We start from the raw sequence: 5,497 nt of genomic DNA, 5'->3' as shown, positions 1-5,497 counted from the left end.
GACCCAAAGGGCGTTCGGATGGTTACAAGGGCAGGGGGCGCAATAGGAGCCGCTTTATCCTTGGTTTATCTGGCCAAAAATATCAAGACGGCGAGATAAGGGGGCTATCAAGGGGCAAAAATGGGGCGGAAGGATATCAAGGTTTTATCAAGACTGCTGTGTGATGCGATGTCAATTAACTGTTTTTAAATGGTTTTTATCAAAAGTGACGAGGCGGCGAAAAAAGTTGCCTCATATTTTTATCCGTTAGCTGGTCTTTATGTTTTCCGGGGATGAGAGGCCTAGTCTGTGCCCATTCTTTGGCGGGGCGTTCCGCCAAATGTGTATGTGACGACCCGACCTTTTATAGAACCGGAGATCTTATGTCCCTAGATACGAGCAAGAAGATTGGCCTTATCGCCTGTACAGGTGTGGTGGCCGGCAACATGATGGGGAGTGGTATTGCGCTGCTGCCTTCGGCACTGGCCACCATCGGCTCCATCTCTGTCTTTAGCTGGGCAATCTGTCTGGTAGGCGCCATGGGCCTCGCCTTTGTCTTCGCCCGCCTTGCTACCAAGAACCCGCAAGAGGGTGGCCCCATTGCTTACGCTGGCGAGATCTCTCCGGTGTTCGGTTTCCAGACCGGTGTGCTCTATTACCACGCCAACTGGATCGGTAACCTGGCCATCGCCATTACCGGCGTCTCCTACCTCTCGGTCTTCTTCCCCATTCTCAACAGCCCAATTCCGGCCGCCGCAGCCACCATCGCTGCCGTCTGGATCTTCACCTTCGTCAACCTGCTTGGCGGTAGCTGGGTGAGCCGACTCTGTACTCTGGGTCTGGTGCTGATCCTGCTGCCGGTTGTCGGTACAGCGGTGCTGGGTTGGGGTCATTTTGATGCCACCGTCTACAGCCAGAACTGGAACACCACCAGCGGCAGCGACCTGCATGCGGTCATCAGCGCCGTGCTGATCTGCCTCTGGTCCTTCGTCGGTGTTGAATCTGCCGCCGTCTCTTCCGGCATGGTGAAGAACCCCAAGCGTACCGTACCGCTCGCTACCATGCTGGGTACCGGTATCGCGGGTGTTATCTACATCCTCTCTACCCAGGTGATCAGCGGCATGTTCCCGGCCGGTGAAGTGGCTGCCTCCGGCGCCCCGTTTGCCATGGCCTCTTCCGCCATCTTCGGTAGCTGGTCTGCACCCTTCGTCTCTGCCTTCACCGCCCTGGCCTGCTTCACCTCGCTCGGTTCCTGGATGATGCTGGTGGGCGAGGCGGGCAAGCGTGCCGCCAACGACGGCAACTTCCCGAAAATCTATGGCGAAGTGGACAAGAACGGCGTAGCCAAGAAGGGTCTGATCCTGGGCTCCCTGAAGATGACTGCCCTGATGGTTGGCCTGACCGCCTTTACTTCCCAGTCCGCTCACGCTGCCGATCTCTTCAACGTGCTGACCACAGATGCGGTGCTGCTGACCATGCTGCCTTACTTCTACTCCAGCATTAACCTGATCCGCTTCGAGGGCATGACCTCCCGCAGCATCGGCGCGATGATCTTCTCCGGTGTGGCCTGTGTCTTCTGTCTGGTAGCCCTGATGGGTGCCAAGGGTTCCAACCTCACCGCTACCTTCGTGGTGTCGCTCATCATCCTGATGTTCTACGCCAAAAAACAGGGTCTGCGTCAGCACGACGCCCTGCTGAACGAACAACCCAGCAACTGATTTCCCCTTTTATCTTCCGAGCGCTCTTCACTCACCATCCCTGATGGAGAGCGCCCCTTTACGTGTGGAGCATTACGATGAATATCATTGCCATCCTCAACCACCTCGGCGTTTTCTTTAAAGAAGAGCCCATTCGCCAGCTGCAAGCCTCCCTCGAGCGCAAGGGTTTCGAGGTTGTTTATCCGGTCGACGTCGCCGACCTGCTGAAACTGATTGAGAAGAACCCCCGCGTTTGCGGCGCCATCTTCGACTGGGACAAATACTCTCTGGGCCTGTGCAAGGAGATCCACGATCGCAACGAGAAGCTGCCGATCTTCGCCTTTGCCAACGACCAGTCCACCCTGGACATTCACCTGACCGACCTGCGTCTGAACGTGCACTTCTTCGAGTACCGTCTCGGCATGGCCGACGACATCGCCCTCAAGATGGGTCAGGCCACTCAGGAGTATCAAGACGCCATCCTGCCGCCGTTTACCAAGGCGCTGTTCAAGTACGTGGAAGAGGGTAAATACACCTTCTGTACTCCGGGTCACATGGGCGGTACCGCCTTCCAGATGAGCCCGGCCGGCAGCATCTTCTATGATTTCTACGGCCCGAACGCGTTCAAGGCTGACGTCTCCATCTCCATGCCGGAGCTGGGCTCCCTGCTGGATCACTCCGGTCCGCACAAGGAAGCCGAAGAGTATATCGCCCGTACCTTCAACGCCGATCGCTCCTATATCGTTACCAACGGCACCTCCACTGCCAACAAGATCGTCGGCATGTTCTCCGCACCGGCCGGCAGCACAGTGCTGGTTGACCGCAACTGCCACAAGTCGCTCACTCACCTTATGATGATGAACGACGTGACTCCGCTCTACTTCCGTCCGACCCGCAACGCCTACGGCATTCTGGGTGGTATCCCGCAGAGCGAATTCAGCCGCGAGACCATTGCTGCCAAGGTTGCCGCGACACCGGGTGCCCAGGCTCCCCGTTACGCGGTGATCACCAACTCCACCTATGATGGCCTGCTCTACAACACCGGCTTCATCAAGGAGAGTCTGGATACCCCTTACATCCACTTCGACAGTGCCTGGGTGCCTTACACCAACTTCAGCCCGATCTATGAAGGCAAGTGCGGCATGAGCGGTGAAGCCATGCCGGGCAAGGTGTTCTACGAAACCCAGTCCACCCACAAGCTGCTGGCGGCCTTCTCCCAGGCCTCGATGATCCACATCAAGGGTGAGGTGGAGGAAGAGACCTTCAACGAAGCCTTCATGATGCACACCTCCACCTCGCCGCAGTACGGCATCGTGGCATCGACAGAGATCTCCGCTGCCATGATGCGTGGCAACACCGGCAAGCGTCTGATCAAGGACTCCATCGATCGCGCCATCTCCTTCCGCAAAGAGATCAAGCGTCTGCGTGATCAGAGCGAAGGCTGGTTCTTCGACGTATGGCAGCCGGACAACATCGACACCGTCGAGTGCTGGAAGCTGGATCCGAAAGATGACTGGCACGGCTTCAAGGACATCGATGACAACCACATGTACCTGGATCCGATCAAGGTCACTCTGCTGACCCCGGGTATGGGTCGTGACGGCCAACTGCTGGAGAAGGGCATTCCTGCTTCACTGGTCTCCAAGTTCCTGGACGAGCGCGGTATCGTGGTCGAGAAGACCGGCCCTTACAACATGCTGTTCCTCTTCTCCATCGGTATCGATCAGTCCAAGGCGATGCAACTGCTGCGCGCCCTGACCGAGTTCAAGCGTGGTTATGACCTGAACCTGACCATCAAGAACATCCTGCCGAGCCTCTATCGTGAAGATCCGAGCTTCTACGAAGGGATGCGCATTCAGGAGCTGGCCCAGAGCATCCACGATCTGACCTGCAAATATCGTCTGCCGGAGCTGATGTTCAAGGCGTTCGACGTGCTGCCGGAGATGAAGATGACCCCGCATGCTGCATGGCAGCAAGAGCTGGCGGGCAATCTGGAAGAGGTGCCGTTGCGTGACATGGTTGACCGCATCAGCGCCAACATGATCCTGCCGTACCCGCCGGGAGTACCCTTGGTTCTGCCGGGCGAGATGGTGACCCAGGATTCTCTGCCGGTGCTCGAATTCCTCGAGATGCTGTGCGAGATCGGTGCCCACTACCCGGGCTTCGAGACCGATATCCACGGCCTCTATCGTCAGGCCGATGGCAGCTACACCGTCAAGGTGCTGCGTTAATCGACAGTGACAACAGTCGAAAGTGACAACAACGGGCCGCAAGGCCCGTTTTTCCCTCCGGAATTCCTGTTCTTATTGCGTGAGTCGCCAATCATGAAGCGAGTGCTCTCCATTCAATCCCACGTAGTCTTTGGCTGTGCCGGCAACAGCGCCGCCGTTTTTCCCATGCGTCGCCTCGGGATCGAGGTGTGGCCGATGAACACGGTGCAGTTCTCCAACCACACCCAATACCGCGAAGGCTGGCAGGGGATGGTGATGCCCGGCGGCCATATCCGTCAGCTGGTAAACGGCCTGGCGGAGATCGGCGTGCTGGCCGAGTGCGATGCGCTGCTGAGCGGCTACCTCGGCTCGGCCGAACAGGGGGAGGAGATCCTGGCTGCTGTGGCCCGGCTCAAGGCGCTCAATCCGGCCGCCCTCTATTTTTGTGACCCCGTGATGGGTCACCCCGACAAGGGGTGCATAGTGGCACCCGGCGTCGCCGATTTTCTGAAAAACCGGGCACTGGCCTGCGCCGATATGCTGGCCCCCAATCTGCTGGAGCTGGAACAGCTCACCGGCCGCGATATCCGCAATGTGCCGGAGGCCATCGAGGCGTGCCAGCAGCTGCGCGCGCAAGGGGTCAAGCTGGTGATGGTCAAGCATCTGGGCAAGGCCGGCTTTGCCATGGACCGCTTCGAGATGTTGTTGGTGTGCGAGGAGGGGACCTTTCACCTCTCCCGCCCGCTTTACCCTTTTGCCCGCCACCCCATCGGGGTAGGGGATCTGCTGAGTGCCACCATGCTGGCCAATCTGCTGGCCGGTTGTACCCCGGTAGCGGCGTTCGAGCTTACCAACGCCAGTGTTGATGCCGTGCTGGCTCGCACCTGGCTGGCGGGGGCCTACGAGCTGCAACTGGTGGCGGCCCAGCACGAGATGGCGCTGCCGCAGGTCTCCATCCGGGCGACCCGCCTCTAGGCTATTTGCCTCAACAGCAGAAACAACAAAGCCCTGATAATCAGGGCTTTTTATATTTCAGATTCGGGGAGAGGGCTTAGTCCTGCGGGCTTCTGAGCGCCTTGACTACATCCTCTTTGGGTTCCAGCTCCTTGACCTGATTGAAGATCTCCAGCTCCCCTTGCGGACTGACGGTGTAGGCATCGGCATCCTGATAGCTGCCGCTGCCCGCGCTCTCGATGATGACCACCAGCTCGGGCTGCTTGTCGCCATTCAAATCGACCAGTTTCAGCTCCCGGATAAAGCCGTTGCGAGCCATCACCTTGCCATCCTGAAACTCATCCAGTGGAAATTGGGCGTTCTGGCCCGAATAGAGCCGCACGTCATAGCTGCCGATGGAGGCGGGTTCACCTGTCCCCTGCGCCACCCGGATCACCTGCCCGGAGGGGAGGGTCAATTGCTTGCTAAATCCCTCTTCGGCTTGTGCCGCCAGCGGCAGGGTCAGCAGCCCTGCCATCATCAATGCTCTGTTCATCTTGCAACCTCTTGCTGTCTGTTGAGTGCGGGCTCCCGGGGAGCCCGCCGTGATGCTGTTACCAGATCTTCACCCGCTTCTGGGGCGGCAGATAGAGCTTGTCCCCCGGCTGGATGTTGAAT

General features: G+C 58.5%; 4 protein-coding genes. 3 read left to right on the top strand and 1 reads right to left on the bottom strand.

Features of this window, described 5'->3' with window-relative positions:
* The first annotated feature begins 362 nt into the window (after positions 1-362).
* From cadB to pdxY, 3 genes are all read left to right on the top strand, one after another.
* On the top strand, positions 363-1,697 hold the full coding sequence (gene cadB / locus AACS18_RS17425; protein WP_108612857.1) for a cadaverine/lysine antiporter: 1,335 nt from the start codon (positions 363-365) through the stop codon (positions 1,695-1,697).
* A gap of 77 nt (positions 1,698-1,774) precedes the next feature.
* Positions 1,775-3,907, top strand: a complete 2,133-nt coding sequence (locus tag AACS18_RS17420) for a lysine decarboxylase CadA (RefSeq protein WP_108612856.1) — start codon at positions 1,775-1,777, stop codon at positions 3,905-3,907.
* Between the two features lie 93 nt (positions 3,908-4,000).
* Positions 4,001-4,861, top strand: coding sequence for a pyridoxal kinase PdxY (gene pdxY / locus AACS18_RS17415; protein WP_108612855.1), 861 nt, complete (start codon positions 4,001-4,003; stop codon positions 4,859-4,861).
* Positions 4,862-4,937: 76 nt separating this feature from the next.
* On the opposite strand, the gene AACS18_RS17410 is transcribed toward pdxY, so the two are convergent.
* The gene (locus AACS18_RS17410) at positions 4,938-5,375 is read right to left on the bottom strand and encodes a PliI family lysozyme inhibitor of I-type lysozyme (protein WP_108612854.1); all 438 of its coding nucleotides are present in this window, start codon (positions 5,373-5,375) and stop codon (positions 4,938-4,940) included.
* Positions 5,376-5,497: the final 122 nt, after the last annotated feature.

The sequence above is a fragment of the Aeromonas sp. HMWF015 genome, from assembly GCF_963878965.1.
Taxonomy (GTDB): Bacteria; Pseudomonadota; Gammaproteobacteria; order Enterobacterales; family Aeromonadaceae; genus Aeromonas; species Aeromonas veronii.
This window is presented reverse-complemented; position numbering and strand designations above follow the sequence as displayed.